Source organism: Mycobacterium sp. E3298 (genome assembly GCF_001666895.1).
In the GTDB taxonomy this organism is placed as follows: Bacteria; Actinomycetota; Actinomycetes; order Mycobacteriales; family Mycobacteriaceae; genus Mycobacterium.
This window is the reverse complement of record NZ_LZJB01000036.1, coordinates 1-844: the sequence shown is the minus strand read 5'-3', so window position 1 is coordinate 844 and position 844 is coordinate 1. Positions and strand designations below refer to the sequence as shown.

Annotated in this window: 1 protein-coding gene and 1 pseudogene; both read left to right on the top strand. The window is 70.3% G+C overall.

The window, feature by feature from the left end:
* Positions 1-365: pseudogene (locus tag A9X05_RS01560) on the top strand (cutinase family protein); the annotation flags it as partial.
* Positions 362-844, top strand: a 483-nt coding sequence (locus tag A9X05_RS01555; protein ID WP_067778699.1) for a VOC family protein, incomplete at its 3' end; no start/stop codon positions are given. The pseudogene A9X05_RS01560 and the gene A9X05_RS01555, both read left to right, overlap by 4 nt.

Sequence of the window (844 nt, the reverse complement as noted above, 5' to 3'; positions counted from 1 at the left end):
CTCGGCGTAGCTGTGGCTCATCACCTCGAGCACCGTGCCCCAGGGGTCGGTGGCGTAGGCCAGCACCCACGGTCGCCAGCCACGTGTCCTCGGTCGTGCTCTTCGGCATGCCCAACGTGCGCGCCATGAACTTCCTCGGCGAACCCCCCGTCGTCATCGGCCCCACCTTCGCCGACAAGACCATCAAGGTCTGCGCCACCGAAGACCCGGTCTGCTCCGACGGCATGAACTTCTCCGCCCACAACACCTACGCCGACGACGGCGCCATGATCGACAAGGGCGTCGCCTTCGCCTCCAGCCACCTCGACGCAGGCACCAGCGGCGCCTCGACCGTCTCGAGCGGTAGAGGTGGCTTCGGAAGCTGAGCGACGGGCGCCCGGCGGCACTGGCCGTCAACCACGTCGGGTTGACGGTCCCGGACATTCACGCCGCGATCGACTGGTACGGCGAGGTATTCGGGTTCCGGTGCATCATGGGCCCGCGGGTGCTCGAGGGTGGCGGGCACCCGGAGGCGGCCTCGGTGTTCGGCGGCCGGTTCCGCCGGGCCTGGCAGGCGCATCTGCTCACCGGCAACTCCGTGGGCATCGAGCTCTTCCAGTTCGTCGACCCGCCGACGCAGGACCCGGGGTGGCCGCGGGAGCGGCAGCCGTGGTTCGACCGCGGCTGGTGGCATCTGTGCATCACGCACCCCGATGTCGCGGCCACGGTCGACCGGGTCGTCGAGCACGGTGGCACGCTGCTGGCGGCGCCGTACGAATTCGTGCCCGGGCGACCGTGGGTGCTGGCCTACGCCACCGACCCCTGGGGCACGGTGCTCGAGGTGATGAGCCACAGCTACGCCGAG